This window comes from Cupriavidus basilensis (genome assembly GCF_000832305.1).
GTDB classification, from domain to species: Bacteria; Pseudomonadota; Gammaproteobacteria; order Burkholderiales; family Burkholderiaceae; genus Cupriavidus; species Cupriavidus basilensis_F.
The window spans coordinates 3731543-3755370 of sequence record NZ_CP010537.1 but is presented as its reverse complement, the minus strand read 5'-3'; the positions used below and the strand labels follow the sequence as shown (position 1 = coordinate 3755370).

Below are 23828 nucleotides of genomic sequence, written 5' to 3'. Positions count from 1 at the left end.
AGATCCACCATGGATACATTGATCATTCGCCATGCCGGCATCGAAGACGCCGCGGGCATGAGCGCGCTTGCGCTGAGCGTCGCGCACTATTTCACCATCGAGGCATCCGGGGCCGGCGCGGAGGATTTTCTCGCCAGCCTCTCGCCGGATGCGATGTCCGGCTATGTCACCAGTCCGCGCTTCCACTATCTGGTTGCCTGCCGCGGCGAGCAGCTTGCCGGCATCCTTGCGATGCGTGATGTCAGCCACCTCTTCCACCTGTTCGTCGCGCCACAGATGCATCGGAGCGGCATTGCCGGAGCCCTCTGGCAAGCCGCCAGCCAGGCTGCGATCGCCAGCGGCGAGGTGCGTGAATTCACCGTCAATTCGAGCCCGTTCGCAACCGTGGTCTACGAGCGCTTCGGCTTCCGGGCCATCGGCCCCCGCGCACAGACAAAGGGCATCGCCTATGTGCCGATGCGCCTGGCGCGCGAGAACGCCAGGTCAATACACTCTGTCTAGCCCACGTACCAGAGAATGCTGACAAACTGGCAGGCGCTGCCGGCCAGCACGAACAGGTGCCAGATGCCGTGGAAGTGCCGCACCTTCTCGTCGAACAGGAAGAACCCGATGCCGGCCGTATAGAGCGCGCCGCCCGCCACCAGCCAGTACAGGCCGGCAGCCGGCAGCGCCGCCACCAGCGGGCCAAAGGCAAACAGCACCAGCCAGCCCATCAGCACATAGATCAGCAGCGAGAACACGCGCGTGCGGCGGCCAATCAACAGCTCCTGCGCGATGCCGATCACCGCCAGTCCCCAGTTCACCCCGAACAGCGTCCAGCCCCACGGCCCGCGCAGCGTGACCAGCGCGAAGGGCGTATAGCTGCCGGCGATCAGCAGGTAGATGGCGCAGTAATCGAGCCGCCGCAGGATGTCCTTGGGGCGGCCGCGCAGGCTGTGATAGAGCGTGGAGATGGTGTAGAGGAAGACCAGCGTGGCGCCGTAGACGATGGAGCTGACGACCTTCCAGGCGTCGTGGTAGAGGGCAGAGCTGGTGATAAGGACTGCTGTGCCGGCTGCGGCCAGCACGGCGCCGGCCAAATGGCTGTAGCCGTTGAAACGTTCTCCACGGTACATGTTGTTCATTCTCCTGTAGTGGTCGCTGGTTGGGGCGATTGCAGGGGGCTTTGTTGCGGTGCGTTATCAGCGTATTTTTGCATGGATTTCGAAGGGCCGTGGAAAGCGGGCCGCCGGGGCCTGCCGATGGGGCTCCCGGGATGGCATAACCATCTGCGAAACCATTCGTTCCCGGCCTGGGTTCCCACCGCTATCGTCTCGCCATCCAACCCTTAGCGAGATTCCCCATGCGTATCCCTTCGCCGCTGTTCAAGGCTGCCCTGACGCTGCTCACCGGCCTCACCGTGCTGGCTTCGAGCCCCGCCATGGCGGACCGCCTGGATGACATCAAGAAGGCTGGCGTGCTGCGCGTGGGCGTGTTCGACGCGAACCCGCCGTTCGGCTTTGTCGAGGCCGGCAGTATCACCCCTGTTGGCCTCGATGTGGACTACGCGGCCGAGATCGCCAAGCGGCTGGGCGTGAAGCCTGAGTTCCGCGCGACCAACCCAGCCAACCGCATTGCCCTGCTGGCATCGCAGAAGGCAGACATCGTCGCCGCCAATTTCACCATCACCGATGAGCGCCGCCAGCAGATCGGCTTCTCCACGCCGTACTTCGCCAGCGGCTTGCAGTTCATCGCCAGGAAGGGCGCGCTCAAGCAGGCGGACGACCTCAAGGCCTGGCGCCTGGGCGTGGACAAGGGCACCACGCAGGAGACCACGCTGCGGCAGAAGTATCCGGACGCGCGCGTGATCGCGTATGACGATTCCCCGCTGGCGCTGAGCGCGCTGCGCAGCGGCGCGATCCAGGCATTTGCGCAGGATGGCGCCAAGCTGGGCGCCTTGCTGGCGACGTTGCCCAACAAGGATCAGTTCGAGATTTCGTCGTTCACGCTGACGCGTGAGTACATGGGCGTGGGCGTTCCCAAGGGCGAGGACCGGCTGACCGCCGAGATCGATCGCATCCTGGCGGGGCTGGAGAAGGATGGCACGGCGGCGCGCATCTACGACAAGTGGTTCGGGCCGAAGAGCACGGCGCCGCTGGCGCGGGATTTCACGATTGGCAGCGCGCTGAAGTGACGATGGCTTCCTTCTATTCCGGCCAGGGCTAGCCATGCAGGGGCAAGCGATCCTGCTGCAGTCGCTGCCGGCAAAGTACGTCGGCTGGATTGCAGCCGGCTTTGGCCTGACCGTGGCGCTGTCGGTGGCGGTGTTTGTGCTTGGCTGCGCGATTGCCGCCGGCTGGCTGGTGCTCGCGCGTAGCCCGATCATGCCGCTGCGCCTGACGGCGCGCGGCGCGGTTGGCTTGCTGCGCCGCACGCCGTTGCTGGTGCAGTTGTTCTTCTGGTACTTCGGCGCGGCACAGCTGCTGGGCGAGGGCGCCATCGGCGCGCTGTATGACTGGCAGGGATGGCGCATCGGCGGCTGGCACGTGCCCGCGCCTTCGCTGGAGGCGCTTGCGAGCCTGGCCGGCATCGGCCTTTACGCCAGTGCTTTCTATGCGCGCGAACTGGAGGCGGGGCTGGCCAATGTGCCGCGGGGCCAGGGCGCGGCGGCGCTGGCGCTGGGCTTTACACCCGCGGCCGCATTCTGGCGCGTGGTGCTGCCGCAGGCGCTGCGCATCGCCGCGCGGCCGATGGTGGGGCAGTTCTGCCAGACCATCAAGAACACATCGCTGGCGATGGCGATCGGTTTTGCGGAGATGTCCTACACCGCCCGGCAAGTGGAAACCGACAGCCTGATGACCTTCCAGGCCTTCGGCCTGGCCACGCTGCTTTACGTCGCGCTGATCCTGCTGTTGCAGGCGGCGGCGCCGGTGCTGCTGCGCTGCCTGGGATGGACGGAGGCCGCGCGTGCCTGATGCCGATTTCTCCGGCTGGGCCATGGTGCTCAGGCAGTTGCCCTACCTGTTGGCCGGCACGTTCCCCAACGGTCCCGTGGCGGGCGCCGCGCTGACCTTGTGGATGGCGCTGCTGGCCTGCGCGGGTGCCACCGTGCTGGGCATTGGCGTTGCCGCGCTGCTTGACCTGGCGCCGGCCCCGCTGGCGCGTGCCGTGCGCGCGTTGCTGGCCTGCCTGCGCGCGATTCCCGTGCTGATGCTGATCTTCTGGGCTTACTTCCTGCTGCCGATGCTGGCGGGCGTTCACGTGGGCGAAGTGCAGACCGTGGTGCTGGCGCTCGCGCTGATCGGCGCGGCCTATATCGCGCAGGTCATGGCGGCGGGCTTTGACGCGATCGGGCGCGGGCAGCGCAATGCGGCGCTGGCGCTTGGCATGACGCCGTTGCAGGCGCTCTGGCAGGTGGTGCTGCCGCAGACGCTGCGCGCCATGCTGCCGTCGCTGGGCAATGTGTGGGTGTCGCTGGCCAAGGATACGTCGCTGGCCTATATCGTGGGCGTGGTGGAGTTGTCGACCGTGGCAACGCAGGTCAACGGGCGCAGCGTGGGTTATGCGGCGCAGGTGTTCCTTGCCGTCGCGTTTCTCTACTTCCTGATTTGCCTGGCGATCGAGAGCGTGGCGGCGCTGGCCTGCCGTGTGACGCAGCCGCAGGCCGCCGTCTGCGCGCGGCGGGGGCGGCCCGAGGCGCATGCGCTTCCACCTGTCCGGTCCAAGGCCAGGGGCCGCCATGTAGCGATCGGGCCCCGCTAGCTGCGGTGCGCTTCATCGTGCCGGTGTCGCGCCCGCGCTTTGCGCCACGGCGGCCGTGTGCTCCGACCATCCTCCGCCAAGCGCCTTGTACAGCGCAACACGACTGGTCAGGCGGGCCAGCCGGATGGTGGCCAGGGTTTGCTGCGCGGTATAGAGCTGGCGCTGGGCATCGAAGACCGCAAAATAGTCGTCCACGCCGTTCTTGAATCGCATCTCCGACAGGCGCTGGGTTTCGCTGGCTTCCTTGACCAGGGTTTCCTGCGCGGCGGCCTCCCGGTCATAGGTCCCGCGCGCGGCCAGGCCGTCTGCCACTTCGCGAAAGGCCGTCTGGATAGTCTTCTCGTAGGCGGCAATATTGATGTCCTTCTGCACCTTGGAGGCATCGAGCCTGGCCTGGTTGTTGCCGGCATTGAAGATCGGCAGGGTGATCTGCGGCGCGAAGGTCCACGCGCCCATGCCTGCGGAGAACAGCCCTGCCAGATTGGTGCTGGCCGAGCCAACCGCGCCGGTCAGCGAAATGGTCGGGAAGAATGCCGCCCGCGCGGCGCCGATGTCGGCGTTGGAGGCTTTCAGGCGGTGCTCGGCGGCCATGATGTCGGGCCTTTGCTGCAGCAATGCCGAGGGTAGGCCGGCAGGCAGCTCGGCAACGAGGCTCGTCGACTCGAAGGGCTCGGGCGGTGGCAGGTCTTGCGGCAGCGGGCCGCCGATCAGCAGGCTGATGGCATTCTCGTCCTGCGCGACCTGCCGCGTGTATTGCTCCGCGCCCACGCGCGCGGTCTGCACCTGGGTCTCGGCGCGGTGCAGGTCCAGCTGCGCCATGGCACCCGCGCGCTTGCCGCGCCCGATCATCTCGGCGGCAGCCTGCTGGCTCTTCAGCGTGTCCTCCGAGATTTGCAGCAGCACCTGGTCGGCGCGCCAGGTCAGGTAGGCGCTGGCGACCTCGGCGACCAGGCTGATATGGGCGCTGCGGCGCGCTTCCTCCGTGGCGAGATATTGTTCAAGTGCCTCGTGCTTGAGGCTGCGCACGCGTCCGAAGAAGTCCAGCTCGAACGCGTTGAATCCCACGCCCGCGCTGTACTGCGTGATGACCGCTGGCTGTCCGGGCGCGCGCAGTTCGTTGGGCACGCGCTGGCTGAGCACGCCCGCGCTGGCACCGATCGCGGGGAATTGCGCGGCGCGCTGGATACGGTACTGGGCGCGCGCCTGTTCAATGGCGAGCGTGGCGACGCGCAGATCGCGGTTGTTGGCCAGCGCCAGCTCGATCAGGCGCCGCAGGCGCGCATCGACGAAGAAGTCCTGCCAGCCCAGGTCGGCCGCCGAAGTGCTCGTTTCGGCCGCTGCCGGCGTGCCGGCAGAGTATGCCGGGCCGGTGGGCCAGGCCTGCGGCACTTGCTGCGCGGGGCGCTGGTATGTTGGCTCGAGGGTGCATGCGGCCAGCGCAAGCGGCAGCGCCATGCAGAGAATGCGCAGCGTAGGGGCGAGAGTCTTGTGCATGGGATTCATCCGGAAAAGGCGCGCCACACGAGCCGCGAAATGGCCAGCCGGGGATTGCCCTGGCTGGCGACGTTGTGGGTGGGCTCGCTGAAGAGCAGCCGGATCAAGCGATGGCGCGTCGCCATGTCCAGATGCAGGGCGAGCCCGAGCAGCTTGCCCTGGCGGCGCGCGATCCGGCATGGGACCCAGCCGGTCGCCTCCATCCAGACCGCGCCCTCGGCGCCGACCGGAATCGACGCCGCCATCGCGCTGGTAATGGCGACGCCATTGCAGGACAGGTTCACGGTAGTGGCGGTGTACTCGTGTCCGCCGCAAGCTGCCTTGCCGCTGATCCGCAGCAGGGCTCGCTCCCGGTAGGGGAAGCGTTCTTCCTTGCGCGGCCTCGGCAGTTCAACGCAGACCAGCAGCGAGGTGAGGTAGAGCACCATCGACACGGCGGTCCACGCGATGTTGAAGGCGAGTCCCGAGGCTGCCGCGTCGGCGGCCACCGCGCGCGCCAGGCCCATGCCTGAGAGCAGGATCAGGCAGCCATAGAGCGTGGCGAACTTCCCGTGGATCACCAGCTTGCTGCGATCCAGGCCCTTGTTGGTGACCTTGAACGGACGCCCGAACGGCTTGAAGAATGCGCTGACCAGTGTCGCGCTGACCGCCAGCGCGGCTACGATCTGCGTGACTTCAGTAAAGATGGGCAGCGCGCGCGAGCCGGTTACCCAGATGCTGTAGGCCCAGTAAAGCAGCAGCGCCGGCACGCCATAGGCAAGGAACTGCATCGGTTCGCCGTACAGCGTCGGCACGTCGAAGTACCAATACAACAGCGGCCCGGCCAGCAGCATGAGCGTGAAAGGGCGGCTCAGCCAGTGCAGCAGGCCGTGCACGTAATGCACGCGCTGGCCCAGTGTGTAGCCGCGCCCGCGCAGCGGCCCGTCGGCCGTGAGTGCTACCTGGATCGTGCCCAGTCCCCACCGGCTGCGCTGGCTGATGTATTCGGGCAGGCCTTCGGCGGACAGGCCCACGCTCAAGCGTTCGTTGAGCCAGCGCGTGACATAGCCGTGGGGCATCAGGCGATACGTCAGGTGGATATCCTCCGTGACCGTGCCGGTTGGGAAGCCGCCGATCAAGCTGAGCGCCTCGCGCCGGACCACGAAGGACGTACCGATGCAAAAGGCGGTGCCCCAGGCGTCCTTGGCGGGCTGCATCACATCGAAGAAGGCGCGCTGCTCGTCGACCCAGCATTCGGTCGAGCGCAGGTTGTACTGGATCGGGTCCGCGTTGTAGTAGAACTGCGGCGTCTGCACTACGCCGACCTTGGGGTCGGCGAACAGGCCGATGGTACGCATGAGGATGTTCTTGTTCGGGGCGAAGTCGGCATCGAGCACCATGATGTAGGGTGCGCCGCCGCCGTGCTCCGCGCGGGCGCTATGCTGCAGGCCATTGTTGAGGTTGCCCGCCTTGGCATGCGTGTTGTCGGGGCGCGTGACGTAGTTGGCGCCGACCTGCGCGCAGAACGCCTTCAGCCAGTCGCGCTGGGTGTCGTCGAGTACCCACACGCGAAAATCCGGATAGTCGATCACCAGCGCGGCAACAATGGTCTTCTCCAGTATTTCCAGTCCTTCGTTGTAGGTTGCGATGAAGATGTCGACGCGGGGCACCGAGCGGCTGCGCCGCAGTGCTGCTTCGCCTGCATCGGCCGCTGGCGCATGGTTGCTGCCGCGCGTCAGCGTGACGATGGAGATCACGGTGTACGCGATCGTCATGATCTCGAACCCGAAGAAGGCATGCGCCCACAGGCTCGGGAAGGTCATTTGCCATTCGGGCAGCGTCTGGGTCCAGCGCCACGCGAGGTAGACGAGCAGCAGGGTTGCGGTGATGGCGCCGAACACGCAACGGTCAGAGTCCCGGGTGCGGTCTCCCCGCATGCAAAGCCAGGCGAGCAGCAAGGTGGCGGCGTTGATGACGAGCAGCGCCCTGCCATCGAGGAAGAATGCAAACATCATTACTCCTTGGACGGAGGGGCGGAAATGGTGCCGGTGCAAGCGGCATCGACACATCCGGAAGGACGGAAGGGGTTCCAGCCTGCGGCGGCCAGCACCGCCCATGCGGTCGCGCCGAGGTGGGGCAGGTGGTAGTAGTAAAAGTCCTCCGTGGTGGAGGTCGGCCCGATCGAGAGGCCGGTGCGGATGCGTTGTTCCGGTGTGGCGTAAAGCAGGCCGGAGGGCGCGCGCTGTGACAGCAGCAGTGGCCAGAGCGATGAGGCATCCTGCGCGCGGCTGCTGGCGCGCAGCACCAGCGCGGCCTGGCCCGTGCCTTCGGTCCAGACGCCGTCGGGGTTGCCGTTGAAGCCGTAGCCGCCCTTGACGCCATGACGCTCGCGGGTCCAGTCCAGGCCCCTGCGCCAGTCCGCGGGCGCGTCTGGCACGGCGATCAGCGGCCATAACACCGCATCGAGAGCGGAGGGGCCGCTATTGAGCGAGCGGCCGTCGTCGCGCGTGCCGATCACGAAGCGGCCTTCGCGCGGCTGCCACATCGCCTCGACGAAACCGCGCGCGCGCCGCGCCGCCACCGGCCAGCGCGGATCGTTGCTGAGGCGGGCCAGCCAGATGAACGCGGCATAGGCATCGACGTTGTGCTCGGTGGACTTCCAGGACTGGCGGGTGGGGCTGGGTTCCTCGCCGAAGTAGCCGCCGATGAAGCCGCCCGGGGGACCGGCATCGAAGAGCGTGGCGTCGACCCAGCCCATCAGCGCCGCGGCACTGTCGAGATAGCGGCGTTCGTGGGTGCTGTCGTAGACCGCCAGCAGCATCAGCGCGGCCCACGCCACATTGCCCGTGGCGGTGCCGGCCTGGTACGCGTCCTCGAACCAGCGCTGGCTCGGCGTGTCCCACCAGCCGGGCAGGGGCGCGGGGCCTGCCGGCAGCGCGCCGGCGCGGTAGGCATTGCGCAGCCGGTTATCGTGGTAGTGACGATCGTGCGCGCTGGCAGCAACCATGGCGTCCGCTATGCGGCGCGCATCGCCAACGCGGCGGCAGGCCACCAGCGCGATGCCCGCGAGCGCGTTGTCATAGACGAACGCCGCTTGCTGCAAGGCGGGTGCGAGCGGACCCTGCCCCGGTGCGGGCTCGTAGCTGCCGAGCATCACCGGGCCCTGGCCCGGCACCGCCGCGACCCGCGCGGCAATTGCCTGGCAGGCGCCCGCCAGCAACTGCTCGCGCGCTTGCGCCGGGGGCGCCTGGGCGGCGGCGGGCGGCGCCAGGATCATGGCCAGGCTGGTCATGCCGGCCAGCAGCGGTGGCAGCATTCGGCGGCGTAAGGTGGGTGAGGCGGGCGAGGTGGGTAAGGTGGGTAAGGTGGGTAAGGCCCGGTTCATGGCGATCTCCTGCCTTGCGTCGGATTCGCTGCCGTCAGATCAGCGTGCGCACATGGCCCCACCAGGGCTGGTCGAGGCTGACCTTGGCCCAGCGGCCCAGCGCACAGCGATCCGCCGCCGCGCCGGCGCTCTGCTGAGGCAACGCCGGTAAGGGCTTGTCCAGTTTGGCGATCAGGTAGATCTCGTTTTTCTCGATGGGCGGGAACGGCACGAAGTAGCGCGCCTGCTCGCCATCGGGCGCGCGCGGCAGGATTTCAGCAACCTTGCCGGCCAGCGGCGCGGCAACGCCGTCCACGCGCACCGTCACCTTGGTGCCGGGCAACAGGTCGTTGCTGAGGCTGCGGGGGAACACGGCCACCACCCGGGGTTGCGCGCAATTGGTACTGCGCAGCAAGGTCGCGCCGGCCGCGACGCGCGTGCCGGGCGGTGCCAGCACGTCCTGGACCATGCCGGAATCGTAGGCCTTGATATCCAGGTTGGACATGCGTTGGACGCGCTGTTCTTCCTGCGCGATCAGGGAGTCAACCGACTTGCCATACTGCTCAAGCTGGGTCAGCTCCGCCCTGAGCTGGGTGATCTCCGCGCTCAGTTCGTCGTGCCGCTGCGCCAGCGTGGAGACCGCGCCATCGGTGCTGGAGAGGTACACCTTGCCCTTGGCTGCCTGGCTGTTGCTGAGCGCGTTGTCGAGCTCGGCGCGGATCGCTTCCTTGGAGTTCGACAGGATCGACAACTGGTAGCGGGAGGCATTTGTGTAGGCCTCGCTGACCGCGCCCGCCCATTGCATGGCCTGGTTGCGGTTCACCACGTCTTCCTGCTGGTCTACCTGTTCCTTGGCCATTGCCATGCGGGCCTGGATGCCGCGGATCTTGGCGGCGTGTTCGGCTTGTGCGGCTGCCTGGTATTTCCTGGTCTCCTGGTCGGTCGCGTCAAGGCGGGCCTGATCGCCTTCGAGCTTGGCTTTGGCCGCATCGTAGCGTTGCTGGTTGTCCAGCTTCTTGCCCGTCAGTTCCACCAGCAAGGCGCGGTCGATATTCTGGTTCTGCACGCTCATCAGCGTGTCTCCCGGCGCAAATGAGGCGCCCACCGAAATTCGCTGGCCCGCCACCACGCCTTCGACCGGGGTGGTGACCAGGTTGACAGGTCCATCGACCACGGCGCGTTCCGACGAGCGCGTGAACACGGGTGGAAACATCACGGCCAAGATCACCCAGACGATAAAGGCGGCCACGCCGTAGCTGGTCAGGCGTGGCACCACGTGCCAGAGTCGGTGTTGGGTCAGCTCGCGGCTGCCTCTCGCGGGCGCCGGATGCTCTGTGCGCAATTCCGGCAGGTGCGTGGCCGGGGGGCGGCTTTGTTCGATTTTGTCGCTCATGGCATCCTCACTGGCAAGTTTGCGCGATCGGGTTCGCAAAACGAGCGGCAAGCCGTTGGCACCGGGCGTGTCGGCAAGACGCACGTTCCCTGTAAAGCAAGTCCCCCAATATTTCTTCCGCGATGCGTTGTTTCACGGCCCAGCCGGACCGCTTGCGCATCTGTGTGTGGACCAAGACGTGCCGGGTCCGTGGATCTGCCCGCGCTCCGGCTGAGCGCAGGAGCGGGGCGAATGCGTATGACCCGAGGGCCATCGACGATACTCGCGGATGTGCAGGACTCGGGTTCGCTGCACGGTGGCGAGTGAATGAAGGCTAGCCAAGAAGCCGTGCCAGTGCTGTAAGAATGTGTAAGAGCAGGATGTCACACCGTTGAAATCAATGGCATCCGATGCCCCATTTCCCATGCGGGCAGAGACCTGGCTGTCACATACGCACGGGCGCATTTTCGGAGGGTGAGGCATTCCCCGCCGCCTCTGCGGACATTGTTTCTTCTCATGGCGCAATGGCCTGTGCGCCATGCTCGCCACTCGATCGCCTGCCGCCCGGCGGGGCGGGCAATGGGTGTTCTCTGTGCTCTGTCTTCTGTTTGCAACACGCACCGTGAAGCAGCAGCACGCATGAAAAAAAGCCGGCGCAGGGCCGGCCTCTCGATCATGCCACGGCGACGAATACACGCCATGGTACTCGGCAATTCAGCGTATCAACATCAACGCGCGCTTGTGTCCGCGTACACGCGCTCACCCGCCACCCACGTCTGGGTCACGCGGGTCTTCCAGATCTCGGCCGGCGCCACTTTGAACAGGTCCTGGTCGACCAGGATGGAGTCGGCCCACTTGCACGGCTCCAGCGAGCCCGGCATCTTCTCCTGGTGCTCCGCGTAAGCGGCGTCCAGCGTGAAGGCGCGCAAGGCCTGGGTCAGGGTCATGGCTTGCTCCGGATGCCAGCCCTTGATCGGGCGCACTTCGTGGTCGGTACGCGTGACCGCCGCATGCAGGCCGAAGAAGGGGTTGGCGGATTCCACCGGGAAGTCCGAGCCGCCGGCAATCACGGTGCCTTGTTTGAGCATGGTCTGCCAGGCGTAGGCGCCCTTGATGCGTTCCTTGCTGATGCGGTCCTCAGCCATGTTCATGTCGCTGGTGGCATGGGTGAGTTGCATCGAGGCGATCAGGTCGAGCTGCTTGAAGCGCGGGATGTCCGGCAGCGCTAGGGCCTGGGCATGCTCGATGCGGTTGCGCAGTTCGCGGCCGCCGACTTCCTTGTCGGCCACCTCGATCGCCATCTTGACGCTCGCCTGCATGGCCGCGTCGCTCATGAACAGCAGGCCGCTGTGCACGTGGTCATCCGAGTACGGCGCCATCAGCGCCGCGCCACGGCTGCCGAGTGCGCCGTCGCCGTACAGCTTGACCGCGCGCAGGTAGCAGCGGTCGTTGCCGTAGCCGGAGAACAGGCCCTTGGCGCTGAGCGCCTTGAGGTCGTCGCCGGTGTCGCGGATCATGCCCTAGATGCGCGTGGCCCACATTGACTGGCGCGGCCGGCATCCGACCGGGCCCGGCCAGCACAAGGCGGGATGCACGGCAGTACATTTACCGGCTGATACATCGGGCGGCATCATAAGAGAAAACGCCGCCCGGGGAAAGGCGCGGGGCGGGGCCGCGGCAGGTTTTGCGCTGGTTGCGGCGCGGCATGGCTAGAATCTGGGGTTTGCATCCTCGCGGTATCCGGACCAATCCTCATGAACCTGCCCTTCAACGACAGCTATCTTCTACACATCGCGCTTAGCGTCGGCATCGTGCTGGCCGGCATGCTGGCCGTGAAGTTCATCAACCGATTTTTCCAGGCTCGCCAGCAGGGGGACAAGGACAATCGCGGCAGCTATCGCGCCTGGACCGTGGCCTCGCGCAACGCGGTTGCCGCGGTGGTGTTCCTGCTGCTGCTGGGCATCTGGGTGTCCGAGCTCAAGAGCGTGGCGATCTCGCTGACCGCCTTCGCGGTGGCCCTGGTGATCGGCGGCAAGGAACTGGTGATGTGTTTCCTGGGCGCTTTCCTGCGCATGATGGCGCGCCCCTTCCAGCTTGGCGATGTCGTCGAGATCGGCCCGCATTCCGGCGAGGTGGTGGACATGGACGCGCTCACCACCACGCTGGTGGAGATTGCCGGCGCGCGCCAGTTCACTGGTTCCACGGTGCAGATTCCCAACAGCATGTTGCTGACGGTAGCCGTGCGCAACCACTCCCAGGCGGGCAAGTACACCCTGGACACGCTGCGCATCCCGTTGCCGGAGAAGAGCGATCCGGACCGCGTCGAGGCCGACCTGATCGCGATCACGGAAGAGGTGTGCGCCGGCTTCCTGGCCGAGGCCCGGCACAGCCTGCAGGAATACGGCGGCTCGCGTTTTCTCGATCTCTCGCAGTTCGAGCCGCGCGTGATGTTCGAAGCCATGGCGGCGGACCGGCTCGATGCGTTGGTGCGGTTTCCGGTGCCGGTGGGCTCGCGGCTGTCGATCGCGCAGCAGATCCTGCGCAAGTACCACCAGCGGCGCAACGCGCAACCGGCGCCCGCGCAACAAGACAAGGCGGCGTCGCATTCCTGATCCTCGGGCGCCTGGCTGCGCAGCAGGCCGGGGGCGGGCGCTGTTTTATGGCTTCACTGAATGGCGTTTCGGTTGTATGGTAGCCGTGCCGCCGCCGTTGCCGGGGACGGAAACCGTCGCGAATTGTGCCGAACAAGATCGAACAACGAGGAGATCCATGAAAGCCGCTGTCCTGCATCAACCCAAGACCCCGCTTGTGATCGAAGACGTCGCCATTGGCAAGCCGGGCCCGCACGAGGTGCTGCTGCGCACGGCGGCGGTGGGCGTTTGCCACTCGGACCTGCATTTCCTGGACGGCGCCTATCCCTTCCCGATGCCGGTGGTGCTTGGGCACGAGGCGGCCGGCGTGGTCGAGCAGGTGGGTTCCGAAGTGCGCACGGTCAAGCCCGGCGATCACGTGATCACTTGCCTGTCGGCCTACTGCGGCCATTGCGAGCATTGCCTGACCGGCCACCTGTCGCTGTGCGTGGAGCCCGACACCAAGCGCCGCGAGGGCGAAGAGCCGCGCCTGCTGGCGGCCAAGGGCGCGCCGATGAACCAGTTCCTGAACCTGTCGGCATTTGCCGAGCAGATGCTGATCCACGAGCACGCGCTGGTGGCCATTCGCCGCGACATGCCGCTGGACCGCGCCGCGCTGATCGGCTGCGCGGTGACCACCGGCATGGGCGCGGTCATCCACACCGCGCGCGTGAGCCCGGGCGAGACCGTGGCGGTGATCGGCTGCGGGGGCATCGGGCTGGCCACCATCAACAGCGCGGCCATTGCCGGCGCGGGCCGCATCATCGCGATCGACCGGGTGCCTGGCAAGCTGGAGCTTGCCAGGCAATTCGGCGCGACCGATGTCATCAACGCGGCTGACGTGGATGCGGTGGAAGCCGTGCGCGAGCTGACCCGTGGCGGCGTGCACCATGCGTTCGAAGCCATAGGCCTGAAGCAGACCGCTGAGCAAGCCTTCTCCATGCTGCGCCGCGGCGGCACCGCCACGGTGATCGGCATGATCGCGCCGGGCGTGAAGATCGAGATCAAGGGCACGGACTTCCTGGCTGAGAAGCGCATCCAGGGCTCGATGATGGGCTCCAACCGCTTCCCGGTGGACATGCCGAGGCTGGTCGATTTCTACCTGTCGGGCAAGCTCAAGCTGGACGAGCTGATCTCGCGCCGCATGCCGCTGGAGAACATCAACGAGGCCTTTGACGAACTGCGGCGCGGCGAACTGGCGCGCTCCGTGATCATGTTCGAGCACTGAAGGCCGGCGGCGGTCTATGCCGCCTCGACAGCCGTTTTCCCCGCCGCGCCAGCGCGCCCTCCGGGCCGGGGTGGTGAAGCAACAGGTGCGACAGCTGCGTGATGGCAAAGGCGTAGATCAGGTCGAAGAACAGCTCGCCCTCGGTCACGCGGGCTTTGCGGCCATCGCGCGCTCGCAACAGGCCGGCACTGGTGCTTGGGTTCATGGCAAAAGGCTCCTCCCGTTCTCCGTGCGGGAAATTTGCCACAGTTCGGGGAGAAACGCAGCAGAAGCCTGTGGGGCCGGGTTGCTATCCGGCTATGCCAGCGGCCGTCCTGGCGCGGCCGATGCCGATGCCGCGGCCTCGGCCGCCCGCCGCACAGCTGCCGGGTAGCGCACCGTGAAGATGACGGCGCCGGCGAACGAAGCCACCGTCGCCGCCACATCGACCCACAACGGGATGGCGCTGACGTATTCCGCCGCGGCGTCGGCGGCTACCATCACCGCCAGCGCGGCGGCCCACGCCAGCGTGATATGCCGGTTCACCGCCAGGAAGCGCGGCGACGCCCAGTATTCCCTGGGCACCTGCTCGCGGGCATATTGCAGCGTGAACGGGCGTCCGATCGCCAGCGAGACCAGCACGATCGCCAGCAAGCCTGCATCCACCGCGAGCCGCACCGTGGCCACCGTCCATTGCGGCGCGGCGCTGACGGTATAGAGCAGCAGCAGCGCGAACAGGGCCAGGCTGCCAAGCTCCAGCACCTTGAGCGATTCGCCGCGCCGCCACATGCGCAGGCACAGCAACAGCGAGACCACGAAGGCCGCGGCCAGGCCGGCCAGCGGCGAGATGCTCCGCATGGCGATAAAAAAAGCGACGAACGGGGCAAAGCCAATCAGTAATCCCATGCTGCTCTCCTTGGGTTGGTTTGCGGCCCGGAACAAGCCCGGCCGCCAGGCAGTGGATGTCGATGCGCGTCTTGTTGCCGGATCAGTCCGCACCGCACCAGTTGCCATGAAAACCGAACGGCACGCGGTGCGAAAGCTGTACCGTGGCAACCGGCCCATCGGCAATCGCGCTGGCATCCAGCACGACCAGGTCGCTGCGCGCCTGCACGCCCCGGTAGACGGTAGCCAGCAGCCAGCCATCGCCTTCGGCGCTGTCGGCTGCGCGCGGCACAAACACCGGCTCGGACAAGGCGTCGCCCTCGGGCAACTGGTAGGTGGCGCGCTTGCCGCTGCGCAGGTCCAGATGGGCAAGGCTGTCGTAGCTGCCACGCGCGCTGCTCTCGTATTGGCGCAGCGCGTAGTAGCCATGGTGATACGGCAGCGTGGAGAAGCGCTCGTCGAAGCGCGGGAACTCGCCCGCCATGTCGTCCAGGTATTCGCGCGTGAACGTGTCCGACTTGCCGGCCATGTCGAAGGTCCAGCGGCACAGCCGAGCGCCGGTGCCGTCGCCGTTGGGATTGAAGATGGGGGAGGATTCATACTGCATCACGTCGGCGATGACCTTGTTGCCGGCGTCCCAGGCATTCATCACGTGAAATACGTAGCAGGCCTCGCCATGGAACCAGCGCATCTGCACGGTGCCGCCATTGCGCGGCATGATGCCGATGTGCGAGCCCTTTTGCGGCTCCCACGCGTAAGCCGGCTCGCCGCGCATGGCCCGCTCCATGCTGCCGGTGAGCGGCAGGATGGGAAACAGCACATGCTTCTGCGTGACCATGAAATCGTGGACCATGCTGGGAAACGGCGCCTCGAAGTGTTCGAGGCGCTGCAGCTGCCCGTTGCGATCCACCACGCCGTAGCGCATGCCGGGGGTGAAGGGGCCATCGGCCGAGTAGGCGAAGAACACCATCTCGCCGTTCACCGGGTCCACCTTGGGGTGCGCGGTCATCGCGCCGGTGAGCTTGCCGCCGTAGTCGACATCGCCGCGCGTGGCCAGGGTCTGGGCGTCCAGCTCCACCGGCAGGTCGGCTTCTTCCAGCGCCAGCAGGCGGCCGGCGTGGCTGAGGATATTGGTATTGGCCACGCCGGCGTTCTGCCCAAGCACTGACGGATCGGTGGTGGCCGGGTTGCCCCAGCTGCCGAACAGCGCATGCCCAGCAGCTTGCTCGCGCTGGAACTTGTTGGTGCGTACCCAGCGGTTGCGGTAGCGCACGCGGCCGTCTTCCATGTGGAAGGCGTGCACCATGCCGTCGCCGATGAACCAGTGGTAATGCGCATCGCGCGGGGCGTACTGCGGGTTTGGCCCGTTACGGTAGAGCGTGCCGCGCAGCGTGCGCGGCAGCTCGCCAAGCACCGGCAGGTCGGGCGCATCGCATTCCATCAGGATGGGGGCGAAGTTGCCACTGAGATAGGGCGTGGACGGGAACGGCTGGCTCATCGGGAGCTCCTTTTTCTCTGCTGCCGGATTGGCTTCGGCATGGATGTGGGGACGGGTTCGCTAACGGTTTCATGACCTGCTTCATTCCCCGCTTCGAGACTTGCCGCGGGCATGGGCGCGCGCATGCCCGCAGCCAGCAGCCGCAACATCTCGGCGTGGATAGCGCGGAAATCGGGGTCGCCGGGCAGCTTGCCGGCCAGGCGCAGCATCACCAGCCCGTGGATCGAGGCCCAGATCACATAGCTCAGCACCTGCGGGTCGCCGTGGATCAGGCCGCGCTGCGCCATGGTTTCCAGATGCGCGCTCATGGTGCGGCGCGCACGCGAGCCGGCGCGCTCCAGGTCGGGGTAGCGGTCGTCGTCCGGCTGGGTCATGTCGAACATCAGCCGGTAAGCATTGGGCTGGGCAAAGGCAAAGGCGAGATAGGCCTCGCCCACCGCGCGCGCGCGTTCGCGCGGCTCGGCAACGCTGGCGCCGGCGGCCTCAAGGGTGGCGGCGAAACGGTCGAACGCGGCGGTGCGCACCGCCGCCAGGATGTCGTCCTTGTCCTTGAAGTAGCGGTAGGGCGTCATCGGGCTGCAGCCCAGTTCCTCGGCGAGCTGGCGCATGCTCACGCTGGCTACGCCGCCTTCGGCGAAGCGCCGCTCCGCTACCGCGCACAGGCGGGCCTTGAACGCGTCGATCTCTTCCTGGGTGAGGTTTTTTGCCATGTCTGTTGGGGTGGGGCGATCCGTGTGTGTGCCGATTGAAGCATGTCGCCTTCTGCTGCGATGCTGCTTTGGTAACGATGATTTACAGTGTATATTTACGATGTAAATAGTCAAGAAAAGAATGGAAGGCAACGCTGCCCGCGCGTCATTGTTCGCCGCATGGGACAATCCCCCACATTGACGCGCACGACTCGCGATGCGCGCCATGTGGCACGGGGATGGCGAATGAAGACGATCGAATGGAAGGACTGGGAGATTTTCTGCCGGGTGGTGGAGGGTGCCAGCTTCACCAAGGGGGCGGATCTGGCCGACGTGCCGAAGTCATCCGCCAGCGCGGCGGTGTCGCGGCTGGAAGTGCAGCTGGGCGTGCGCCTGTTCGAGCGCACCACGCGCCGCGTGCGGGTGACCGAGCGGGGCCAGCAACTCTACGACCGGGTCGCGCCCCTTTTTAACGAGCTGCGCGAAATCAGCGCCGAGGCAGTGTCGGTCAGCGAGCAAGTCAGTGGAACACTGCGCATTTCCACACCCTATGAGGTTGGCTCCCTGCACATCTCGCCCATCCTTACACAGTTGCTGCGGCTGCATCCCGAGCTGCGCGTGCAGGTCGATGTGAGCTGGGAGCAGCCCGACCTGGTCGAGCAAGGCTACGACCTGGCCTTTGTGATGACGACCACCGGCCTGCACGACAGCTCCTTTGCCAGCAAGCGGGTGGTGCGCATCGAGCGCGGCTTTTTTGCCGCGCCATCGCTGATCCGCGCGCGGGGCTTGCCGCGCACGCCACAGGAGCTGGCCGGCTGGCCCCTGCTGGGCGACGCCGAGGACCGGCGCTGGGAGTTCCTGCGCGACGGTGTGGAGGTGGCCAACATGGCGGTGGAGCCGCGCATGCGCACGCAGAGCGCGGAGATCCGCCTGAAAGCCGCCACCGATGGCCTTGGCGTGGCCCGGCTCTCGCCACGCTACGCGCAGGATGAGCTGGATCAGGGGCGCCTTGTGCGGGTGCTGCCGGCGTATTCGTCGTCGCCGCTGAAGGTGTTTGTGCTGATGCCCGCGCGCAAGCTGATGCCGGCCAGCGTCAGGGCATTTCTCGATGTGCTGGAGCGCACCCTGGGCACCACGGATCGGCAGGGCGCGGTTGACGTCGGGATCACCGGCTGAGGCCGCGAGGCCGCGGTGAGGCCGGGGCCAGGGCCAGCTCCGCAGCCTCAATACGGCTGGTCGCCGGTCCTGATCTCCAGCCCCAGTGTCTCGGCCACGGTCGTCATCTCTTCATCATCCTCGCCGCGGGCGATCCAGCCTGCATAGGCATCGCCATCGGTGTTCCAGTTCCAGAGCGTGATGCCGGCCAGCCGCAACTGCTCATGAGCCAGTTCCATCAGCTCCGGCACGCTGGCCTTCTCCAGGAACTCCTCGTCCTGCGGATCCTCCACGCCCCAGTCCAGCTCGATATCGAGCCTGGCGCACAGCTCATCCATGCAACTGATGAAGGATGCGGCGTCTTTCCAGTCCACATAGAAGCCCGCTTCCCAGTCGATCACGTCCTTCAGGATCCAGAGCAGTTCCTGGCCTTCGACCGCATCCGCGTCGTCCGAGTTGGCGAGGGCTTCGTCGAACAGCATCTGGTGCTTCTCCACCATGGCTGCGTCGTCGAAGTTGATCAGCTCAATCAGGCGCCAGAGCGCCTCGCGCACCTCGTTGCTCAGTTCGTCGCTCATTGCATCAGCCCTCCATCGGTGCGGCGCCGGCTCGGCGCATTGAAAACGGAAATGGTGTCGTCCACGGATGAGCCTGTGCTCAGCCGGCAATGCGCAGGATCTCGCGTTGCCCGCGCGGCGTCACGCGCAGCGCGCGCGATGTGGTGGTGGGCTCGATCCAGCGGTTGGTCATCATGTTATCGAGCAGCGCCGCGCCAAGCGCGCCGCCGAGGTGCGGCTTGCGCTCGCTCCAGTCGGGGCAGGTGCAGGCAAACTGCCGCCGCTTGCGGCGCGCGAGATCCAGGTCCACGCCAAGCTGCACCATGCCCGCACTGCCGCTGTCGGTGAGGTCCACTGCCGTGCCGTGCACCACGATCCAGTTGGCATGCGACATACGTTCGAACAGGGAAACCGCAAGCTCGCCCGCCAGGTGGTCATAGCAGGTGCGCGCCTGGCGCAAGGCCGCCGGCGCGGTACGCGACGCGGGCACCGCGCGCACGCGCGGCGGCTGGCTGGCCAGCGACGCACTGGCGAGCGCCTCGATGGCTACGCCGATCTCCGGCGTGGCGAGCCGGTAGTACCGATTGCGCCCGCGCGTCTGCACGGCGAGCAGGCCGCCCTCACTGAGCCGGGCCAGGTGACCGCTGGTGGACGATGCCGACAAGCCGGCAATGGCCGCAAGCTCGCCGGCCGGGCGGGCGCTGCCGTCCATCAGCGCCCACAACATGGCGGCGCGTCCCGGGTCGGCAAGCAGGCCGGCCATCTGGCTGATGCTGGGAGCGTATTCCATAGTTCATTCCGCAATGAAGCAACGAATGCAGTATAGACGCTCGGTGGAGGATTTCTGACCTCGGGGAATAAAGCCCTTGCAAGGGAATAAAGTCCTTACATTGGTAATAAAGTACTTCCAAAGGGAATAAAGCACCTCCGAAATGTATTAGCAGGGGCAAACCGAACGGCGTCGGGAGCCGCCGCAATCCTGTTCAATCCACGTGTCGCCTCAGGGTCCTTGCAAATCAATGAGTTAAACCTTGTGTCACGATTCTCTCGCAGCACACGCGGCCTGGAGATTGCCTTGCCGGAGCACGTAGAGGCCTACACGATGTTGTTGGCCGCTTTCCACCTGGATGGTTTGCCAGTGCGTTTCGATGTAGTGTCCTTGCTGCACAAGGTCGAACTTGCGGGCAGGCGGACAGTAGATATCCAGGTACCTGCGACATTCGTAAGTAGACACTGACTTGAGCTCCTTCAGTGCCAGGGCCAGCCTCTGGGTTTGTGTCGCATGATGGTTGCCACGACACTGCTTGGCGATTTCCGTGAGGCGCCGCTCCCGAAGGGCCGGCTCATTGGGAGCTTCGAGAACGGCACCGATGCGTTCGGCTTCCGACGAAAATAGTTCGAGGTTCATGAGGCAACCGCTGTACGCGGCGAAGTTGTAACGCCTCACTCATCGAATTATTCCCGAAATGGGTATAAGTCGGCACTTTCGCCAACGAGGATTCTTTGTATCCGGACACTAAAGCGCAGATTTTCTTCCTTTAGTGTCCGCGGCTCAGCTCTCCGGAAACTCGTAATCGAAGTCAGCCAGAACTGCTTCAATTCCTTGGACCAGACTGGCTGCCAATTCTCTGTCTTCCATGCTCTTCAACGCGGCCAGCGCATCCCGAATCCTTTGGCTGTCGCTGCGCGGATGTCCAATCAGTGGGACAGCCCTGCGCTGAGCGCGAGTCAAGGCAGCCGCAGCAACGATAGCAGCTTCGCCGCTGCTGCTGGTTTCTCGCTTTGCTGCTTCAGCAATCTTGGCCTTGCGCTCTGCGGTCAACTCGTGACGAACATTGCGCACGTCGGTCTCACGCCAGCGCGATGCCACGACTTCTGTGATGGCCTCTATGTGGAAGTCCTGGAAGTGCCTGAAAAAAGCTTCCGCAACCGCCCAGATGAACTGTCGCCGTTCAGGATTCCCCTTGCGGTTCCGGACAGGGACGTTCTTCGGCTGGGAGAAATTGCGAAGGTGGTCTAGGGTTGAGCGGAATGTCGGCTCCGCAATAGCGACATTCAATGCTGCAACGCCCTCGACCTCGTCATCAAGTTTTTTCGCGGCTGCTCTAATCCTTCCGGCCTTCTGTCCAGTGACCGGCACCGGTGCGGAAGACGAATCCTCAATATTGAGGATGCAGCCGACCACCATTGCTACATAGCTAATTTGCGCAGAATAGAATGGCAGCAAACACTGCTTCGTGAGGTAGCGACGAGCACCTGGTTGCCGTAGAAGCGCCTGGCACCAGGCGTCTTGTAGCCGCTCCTTGGGCTCCAACGCAGCAACTCGCGCGACGTCGGCGAGAAGTTGCGCTGTTTCGAGAAGCTGCTCCATTGAATCAAAATTGGACTGGGCGAGCCATCATCATATCTGCGGCCTATGCGAACTAATGCCTGGCTTCATCACGTTGGCTTCATGCTCCGGGACAGCTGTTTCGAAGGCCGTCTCGCAGTTTCCCTCCGTCTTGTGAGCAAAATGACAAATATTTATGTCTCCGCGTCTTGCGACAAGTGGGCTTTTGCAGGCGGCACAAAGAAATGGGCCTGCGTCATCGCGCGAGAGAGAGAGCGTGCCTCCACGACCCTTCCCGTGCCATCGAGGGCGAACGGAACTCTTAGTTGCGTTGTCACTGCGGATTCATCAGTCGTATTTGGATGAGCCAATATCCATTTAACCACACCGGGTTCGTCGTTCGCCTCTTCGGCTCGACGCAGTACGCTATCCCAAAGAGCTCCAACCCAGGCTTTCTCCTACCTGACTCGACTGCAATTACAGGCAACACTCTGCCGGTAAAGCGGGATATTCGCTATAGCGGGCACAATCTTGCCGGTTATTGCGGAGCCTCTTGGCGGCACCGCAAACCGCAAGCGCAAACGAAGTAGCGCCGGATGAGGCCAGTGCGACCGCGAGACCTCTAGATGCCAAAGGGAAGCAACCTCCCCCCCGTTCGGGGGTTGGACTTTTTGAGGGGCGGGATGTATGGTGGTTTGCTATACAAACGCCAATTCCGTTCATGGAAGCAGAGAAAACTGTCGGGTTGAGCTTTCGGGTTACCCCAACGATGAAGCGCAAACTTGAAGCCGCCGCCGCGCAGGAGCGCAGGAGCCTGACCAACATGTTTGAAGTCTTGGTAGATGATTACTGCCGGATGCACGGCATCGGCGAAGCTGAAGTCAGCAGTCGGGAAGAGGTTGTTTCCACGGGGAAGAAGAGGTCATGAACGGAATAACAAAAACATTGGGGGCACTTCATCCAGCGCTTGGCAGCCTCCATGGTGTACCGCTATACGTGTTCCTCTTTGTCGCTCTCCTGACGGTAGCATTCCTGGCTGGCTACGCGTACAAGGGAACCCAAGTCTGGTGGCAGATTTGGTCGACGTTGCGGGCAATTCGCGCGCTCCGCAGGGACCAAGGCGCTCCCGACCCCGCCGAAGTTGGTCGTGCGTTTCGGTGGGAGCCACTCAAGCACCTCTGGACTGAATATGCCGACACACTGCATGAGCTGCGTGTGGCAGGCTCAGGCGGCGCCGCCCTCACTGAAGTCCGTGCGACCGTGCCCGCCGAGGCGATGTTTACTCGCGAGGTGCTGGTTGATGGGCGCCTATTCGACGACTTCACGCGGCATCTTCCGGGTGTGCTGACCGGGTTGGGCATCATTGGCACCTTCGCGGGACTTTTGGATGGCCTTCAACAGTTCAAGCCTACCCCCATTGAGGACGCTGTAAACGGTCTGGGCCCACTGCTGCTTGGTGTTCAGCATGCCTTCGTCGCTTCGGGGACAGCTATTGCTTGCGCGATGCTGGTGGTCTTCATCAGTCGTCTCGTGTTGGCCTATTTTTATCGGCTGGTTGAGCACCTTACTCATGCCATCGACAGCCTCTACTCGACGGGCGCGGGCGAGGAGTACCTGGCCCGATTGGTCAAGTCGTCGGAGCAAAACGCTACCAGCACCGCTCAATTGAAGGACGCACTTGTGGAGGACCTCCACAAGATGATGACCAACCTGGTTGACCGCCAGATTGCAGCCCAGGAGGCGTCGACCTTGGCGCTCGGCAAGCACATTGGAGAGTCCATTTCCTCCGCCATTGCAGAGCCAATGAGGCGTGTCGGGGAGGCTATGGAGGTCACGGCCCGCGGCAATGGCGAGCAGGTCAATTCGATGCTTGAGACCCTGCTCACCGGGTTCATGGCCAAACTGGAAGATACCTTCGGGGGGCAAATGCGCGGCATCAACGAACAGATGCAGCGGTCGATGGATTCGATGTCGGCTGTTCAGTCGTCGCTCCAGGGACTCCTTGCCGACATCAAGCAGACTAACGAGCAGGCCGCGAATCAGATGAGCGGCACGCTTGAGGACGCCATGAGGAAGGCTGCAGACAACCAGCAACTCCTCACGGACCAAATGCGGGAGTTTGTTCAGGACTTCCGACGACTGGTGACCGAAGAGCAGAACAAGTCCAAGCAGGCGATGGACGAGGCTGTGATGAAGGTTCTCGGCGAAGTGGCTGTCGCCATGGATAGACTAGAAGGTACGCGCAAGGCGGCAGCCGCGGAGGAAGCTGGAAGAAATGACCGGCTGGCTAACCAGACCAATCAGTTGGTTGGTGGCTTGACGACACAGGTGGAGACTCTGATGAGCGTGGTTTCGGAGCAGGTCGCGAAGACTCAACAAAACGTCGATGCACTTGGAGTCGTATCGCTACGGGCAATCGATGGCATGAATCAAGGGGCGTTGACCATGGGCTCCGCGGCTCAGCGCTTCGAGACCGCTGGTGGCGCGGTGTCAGCCGTATTCGAACGTTCGACAAAAGTCGCAGACACGCTGTCTTCCGCTGCTGCTTCGTTGCAGGCGGCATCGACCGCGGTGCAGCGTGGGTTCGAGCAGTACGATTCGACAAGGAAGACCGTTGACACTCAAGTAGCTGCCCTTATGGGTCTCATCGAGACGGTCAAAAGGGAGGCCGGCGTGTCCCAGGAGCTTATTTCCAGCATCAAGGCGAGTGCCGAAGCGATGCGGAAATCGGAGCAAGAGGCTCGCCTGCACTTGGACCAAGTCAACGCCGCGTTGGTCAAGGCATTCTCCGATTTTGGTAATTCCCTGGTCAGCCAAGTGAAGTCAACGATTGCAGAGACCGACCGCCATCTCGCGCAGGGCACTGGGCATCTTAACGGGGTCGTGCAGGAACTTGCGAATGCCGTACAGCGCATGAAGAGGGTCTGA

General features: G+C 64.9%; 23 protein-coding genes and 1 pseudogene. 9 read left to right on the top strand and 15 right to left on the bottom strand.

Going from position 1 to position 23828, the window contains the following annotated elements:
• Positions 1-9: 9 nt before the first annotated feature.
• A complete protein-coding gene (locus tag RR42_RS36995) occupies positions 10-501 on the top strand; it encodes a GNAT family N-acetyltransferase (protein WP_063778480.1) in 492 nt (163 codons plus the stop codon).
• On the opposite strand, the gene trhA is transcribed toward RR42_RS36995, so the two are convergent.
• Entirely contained in the window at positions 498-1115 is a 618-nt protein-coding gene (trhA, locus tag RR42_RS36990; RefSeq protein WP_043358608.1) for a PAQR family membrane homeostasis protein TrhA, read from the bottom strand. The two genes, RR42_RS36995 and trhA, sit on opposite strands and share 4 nt — an antisense overlap.
• Positions 1116-1342: 227 nt before the next feature.
• On the opposite strand from trhA, the gene RR42_RS36985 reads away from it, so the two are divergent.
• The 3 genes from RR42_RS36985 to RR42_RS36975 are packed head-to-tail and all read left to right on the top strand — an operon-like array spanning position 1343 to position 3741.
• Entirely contained in the window at positions 1343-2173 is an 831-nt protein-coding gene (locus RR42_RS36985; RefSeq protein ID WP_052495214.1) for an ABC transporter substrate-binding protein, read from the top strand.
• A 34-nt stretch (positions 2174-2207) separates the two neighbouring features.
• Positions 2208-2954, top strand: coding sequence for an amino acid ABC transporter permease (locus RR42_RS36980; protein WP_082055250.1), 747 nt, complete (start codon positions 2208-2210; stop codon positions 2952-2954).
• Positions 2955-2976: 22 nt separating this feature from the next.
• The gene (locus tag RR42_RS36975) at positions 2977-3741 is read left to right on the top strand and encodes an amino acid ABC transporter permease (protein ID WP_052495337.1); all 765 of its coding nucleotides are present in this window, start codon (positions 2977-2979) and stop codon (positions 3739-3741) included.
• A 12-nt stretch (positions 3742-3753) separates the two neighbouring features.
• On the opposite strand, the gene RR42_RS36970 is transcribed toward RR42_RS36975, so the two are convergent.
• The 5 genes and pseudogenes from RR42_RS36970 to RR42_RS36950 form a co-directional block, all read right to left on the bottom strand.
• Positions 3754-5235, bottom strand: coding sequence for an efflux transporter outer membrane subunit (locus RR42_RS36970; protein WP_052495213.1), 1482 nt, complete (start codon positions 5233-5235; stop codon positions 3754-3756).
• Between the two features lie 5 nt (positions 5236-5240).
• Positions 5241-7226 (bottom strand): glycosyltransferase family 2 protein, encoded by a 1986-nt coding sequence (locus tag RR42_RS36965; protein ID WP_043357357.1) that lies wholly within the window; start codon positions 7224-7226, stop codon positions 5241-5243.
• A 2-nt stretch (positions 7227-7228) separates the two neighbouring features.
• Positions 7229-8530, bottom strand: a complete 1302-nt coding sequence (locus tag RR42_RS36960) for a hypothetical protein (protein ID WP_043357355.1) — start codon at positions 8528-8530, stop codon at positions 7229-7231.
• A 103-nt stretch (positions 8531-8633) separates the two neighbouring features.
• Positions 8634-9971: an HlyD family secretion protein gene (locus tag RR42_RS36955; RefSeq protein WP_043357353.1), complete on the bottom strand. Its 1338-nt coding sequence runs from the start codon at positions 9969-9971 to the stop codon at positions 8634-8636.
• 707 nt (positions 9972-10678) lie between these two features.
• Positions 10679-11470 (bottom strand): annotated as a pseudogene (locus RR42_RS36950) (amidohydrolase); the annotation flags it as partial.
• Between the two features lie 234 nt (positions 11471-11704).
• Here RR42_RS36950 and RR42_RS36945 point away from each other — a divergent pair.
• Positions 11705-12562 carry a mechanosensitive ion channel family protein gene (locus RR42_RS36945; RefSeq protein ID WP_043357352.1) on the top strand — a complete coding sequence of 286 codons (858 nt, stop codon included), beginning with the start codon at positions 11705-11707 and terminating at the stop codon, positions 12560-12562.
• Between the two features lie 157 nt (positions 12563-12719).
• Positions 12720-13808: a Zn-dependent alcohol dehydrogenase gene (locus RR42_RS36940; protein ID WP_043357350.1), complete on the top strand. Its 1089-nt coding sequence runs from the start codon at positions 12720-12722 to the stop codon at positions 13806-13808.
• Here RR42_RS36940 and RR42_RS41570 read toward each other — a convergent pair.
• The 4 genes from RR42_RS41570 to RR42_RS36920 all read right to left on the bottom strand — a co-directional run bounded on the left by RR42_RS41570 (position 13792) and on the right by RR42_RS36920 (position 16880).
• Positions 13792-14013, bottom strand: a complete 222-nt coding sequence (locus RR42_RS41570; protein ID WP_043357348.1) for a low temperature requirement protein A — start codon at positions 14011-14013, stop codon at positions 13792-13794. The two genes, RR42_RS36940 and RR42_RS41570, sit on opposite strands and share 17 nt — an antisense overlap.
• A gap of 92 nt (positions 14014-14105) precedes the next feature.
• Positions 14106-14693 (bottom strand): hypothetical protein, encoded by a 588-nt coding sequence (locus RR42_RS36930; protein ID WP_043357347.1) that lies wholly within the window; start codon positions 14691-14693, stop codon positions 14106-14108.
• 82 nt (positions 14694-14775) lie between these two features.
• Positions 14776-16170, bottom strand: coding sequence for a carotenoid oxygenase family protein (locus RR42_RS36925; RefSeq protein WP_043357346.1), 1395 nt, complete (start codon positions 16168-16170; stop codon positions 14776-14778).
• Complete coding sequence (locus tag RR42_RS36920; protein WP_043357344.1) at positions 16167-16880, bottom strand: TetR/AcrR family transcriptional regulator; 714 nt, start codon at positions 16878-16880, stop codon at positions 16167-16169. Before RR42_RS36920 ends, RR42_RS36925 begins: the two co-directional genes overlap by 4 nt.
• A gap of 225 nt (positions 16881-17105) precedes the next feature.
• On the opposite strand from RR42_RS36920, the gene RR42_RS36915 reads away from it, so the two are divergent.
• Positions 17106-18035 carry a LysR family transcriptional regulator gene (locus RR42_RS36915; RefSeq protein WP_043357342.1) on the top strand — a complete coding sequence of 310 codons (930 nt, stop codon included), beginning with the start codon at positions 17106-17108 and terminating at the stop codon, positions 18033-18035.
• A 47-nt stretch (positions 18036-18082) separates the two neighbouring features.
• Here RR42_RS36915 and RR42_RS36910 read toward each other — a convergent pair whose 3' ends face one another.
• The 5 genes from RR42_RS36910 to RR42_RS41900 form a co-directional block, all read right to left on the bottom strand.
• The gene (locus RR42_RS36910) at positions 18083-18592 is read right to left on the bottom strand and encodes a DUF6630 family protein (protein ID WP_043357340.1); all 510 of its coding nucleotides are present in this window, start codon (positions 18590-18592) and stop codon (positions 18083-18085) included.
• Positions 18593-18671: 79 nt separating this feature from the next.
• Positions 18672-19361, bottom strand: a complete 690-nt coding sequence (locus RR42_RS36905; protein WP_043357338.1) for an ArsR/SmtB family transcription factor — start codon at positions 19359-19361, stop codon at positions 18672-18674.
• Between the two features lie 246 nt (positions 19362-19607).
• Complete coding sequence (locus tag RR42_RS36900; RefSeq protein WP_052495212.1) at positions 19608-19979, bottom strand: helix-turn-helix domain-containing protein; 372 nt, start codon at positions 19977-19979, stop codon at positions 19608-19610.
• Positions 19980-20123: 144 nt separating this feature from the next.
• Positions 20124-20942, bottom strand: coding sequence for a hypothetical protein (locus RR42_RS36895; protein ID WP_043357336.1), 819 nt, complete (start codon positions 20940-20942; stop codon positions 20124-20126).
• Positions 20943-20972: 30 nt separating this feature from the next.
• Positions 20973-21245: a competence protein CoiA family protein gene (locus RR42_RS41900; protein WP_144410121.1), complete on the bottom strand. Its 273-nt coding sequence runs from the start codon at positions 21243-21245 to the stop codon at positions 20973-20975.
• A 376-nt stretch (positions 21246-21621) separates the two neighbouring features.
• Between RR42_RS41900 and RR42_RS36890 the strand changes: the two genes are divergently transcribed.
• Positions 21622-21828, top strand: a complete 207-nt coding sequence (locus RR42_RS36890) for a hypothetical protein (RefSeq protein ID WP_043357334.1) — start codon at positions 21622-21624, stop codon at positions 21826-21828.
• Entirely contained in the window at positions 21825-23828 is a 2004-nt protein-coding gene (zorA, locus tag RR42_RS36885; protein ID WP_043357331.1) for an anti-phage ZorAB system protein ZorA, read from the top strand. The genes RR42_RS36890 and zorA overlap by 4 nt, the downstream gene beginning before the upstream one ends.

Excerpts from the sequence above, each read along its gene's own strand:
- RR42_RS36985 (WP_052495214.1), top strand. The coding sequence starts at position 1,343 with ATGCGTATCCCTTCGCCGCTGTTCAAGGCTGCCCTGACGCTGCTCACC.
- RR42_RS36940 (WP_043357350.1), top strand. The coding sequence starts at position 12,720 with ATGAAAGCCGCTGTCCTGCATCAACCCAAGACCCCGCTTGTGATCGAA.
- RR42_RS41570 (WP_043357348.1), bottom strand. The coding sequence starts at position 14,013 with ATGAACCCAAGCACCAGTGCCGGCCTGTTGCGAGCGCGCGATGGCCGC.
- RR42_RS36965 (WP_043357357.1), bottom strand. The coding sequence starts at position 7,226 with ATGTTTGCATTCTTCCTCGATGGCAGGGCGCTGCTCGTCATCAACGCC.
- RR42_RS36925 (WP_043357346.1), bottom strand. The coding sequence starts at position 16,170 with ATGAGCCAGCCGTTCCCGTCCACGCCCTATCTCAGTGGCAACTTCGCC.
- RR42_RS36960 (WP_043357355.1), bottom strand. The coding sequence starts at position 8,530 with ATGCTGCCACCGCTGCTGGCCGGCATGACCAGCCTGGCCATGATCCTG.
- RR42_RS36995 (WP_063778480.1), top strand. The coding sequence starts at position 10 with ATGGATACATTGATCATTCGCCATGCCGGCATCGAAGACGCCGCGGGC.
- RR42_RS36955 (WP_043357353.1), bottom strand. The coding sequence starts at position 9,971 with ATGAGCGACAAAATCGAACAAAGCCGCCCCCCGGCCACGCACCTGCCG.
- RR42_RS36930 (WP_043357347.1), bottom strand. The coding sequence starts at position 14,693 with ATGGGATTACTGATTGGCTTTGCCCCGTTCGTCGCTTTTTTTATCGCC.
- RR42_RS36920 (WP_043357344.1), bottom strand. The coding sequence starts at position 16,880 with ATGGCAAAAAACCTCACCCAGGAAGAGATCGACGCGTTCAAGGCCCGC.
- trhA (WP_043358608.1), bottom strand. The coding sequence starts at position 1,115 with ATGTACCGTGGAGAACGTTTCAACGGCTACAGCCATTTGGCCGGCGCC.
- RR42_RS36905 (WP_043357338.1), bottom strand. The coding sequence starts at position 19,361 with ATGGAATACGCTCCCAGCATCAGCCAGATGGCCGGCCTGCTTGCCGAC.
- RR42_RS36970 (WP_052495213.1), bottom strand. The coding sequence starts at position 5,235 with ATGCACAAGACTCTCGCCCCTACGCTGCGCATTCTCTGCATGGCGCTG.
- RR42_RS36915 (WP_043357342.1), top strand. The coding sequence starts at position 17,106 with ATGAAGACGATCGAATGGAAGGACTGGGAGATTTTCTGCCGGGTGGTG.
- RR42_RS36910 (WP_043357340.1), bottom strand. The coding sequence starts at position 18,592 with ATGAGCGACGAACTGAGCAACGAGGTGCGCGAGGCGCTCTGGCGCCTG.
- RR42_RS36945 (WP_043357352.1), top strand. The coding sequence starts at position 11,705 with ATGAACCTGCCCTTCAACGACAGCTATCTTCTACACATCGCGCTTAGC.
- RR42_RS36895 (WP_043357336.1), bottom strand. The coding sequence starts at position 20,942 with ATGGAGCAGCTTCTCGAAACAGCGCAACTTCTCGCCGACGTCGCGCGA.
- RR42_RS36980 (WP_082055250.1), top strand. The coding sequence starts at position 2,208 with ATGCAGGGGCAAGCGATCCTGCTGCAGTCGCTGCCGGCAAAGTACGTC.
- RR42_RS36890 (WP_043357334.1), top strand. The coding sequence starts at position 21,622 with ATGGAAGCAGAGAAAACTGTCGGGTTGAGCTTTCGGGTTACCCCAACG.
- RR42_RS36975 (WP_052495337.1), top strand. The coding sequence starts at position 2,977 with ATGGTGCTCAGGCAGTTGCCCTACCTGTTGGCCGGCACGTTCCCCAAC.
- RR42_RS36900 (WP_052495212.1), bottom strand. The coding sequence starts at position 19,979 with ATGAACCTCGAACTATTTTCGTCGGAAGCCGAACGCATCGGTGCCGTT.
- zorA (WP_043357331.1), top strand. The coding sequence starts at position 21,825 with ATGAACGGAATAACAAAAACATTGGGGGCACTTCATCCAGCGCTTGGC.